A 424-nucleotide genomic window follows, 5' to 3' on the forward strand; every position below is an offset into this window, starting at 1 on the left:
TGTATAGGATTTACCGAGAATTGGAGCTAAATCTACGAATTAAGCCGAGGAAACGCTTGAAGCGTGATAAACCGGACGCATTGGCGGTGCCAGAGGCAATCAATGAATGTTGGTCCATGGACTTTATGCACGACCAACTGGAAGATGGTCGCAGCATTAGGTTATTGAACGTGATTGATGATTACAACCGTGAAGGCTTGGCGATAGAAGTCGACTTCTCCTTACCTGCGGAGCGTGTGGTGAGAACATTGGATCAAATCATCGAATGGCGTGGAAAACCAAAACAGATACGCAGTGATAATGGTCCAGAGTATATAAGTGCGGTACTGGCTGCCTGGGCTGAAAAACACAATGTAGAACTGAAATTTATTCAGCCTGGCAATCCACAGCAGAATGCCTATGTAGAACGCTATAATCGGACTGT

General features: G+C 45.5%; 1 protein-coding gene. It reads left to right on the forward strand.

Annotated elements, in window-relative coordinates:
- Positions 1–424, forward strand: a 424-nt coding sequence (locus tag AAEY94_RS20630; RefSeq protein WP_350979901.1) for a DDE-type integrase/transposase/recombinase, incomplete at both ends; no start/stop codon positions are given.

Origin of the sequence: Shewanella sp. AC34-MNA-CIBAN-0136, from assembly GCF_040309945.1 — a bacterium.
GTDB lineage: Bacteria > Pseudomonadota > Gammaproteobacteria > Enterobacterales > Shewanellaceae > Shewanella.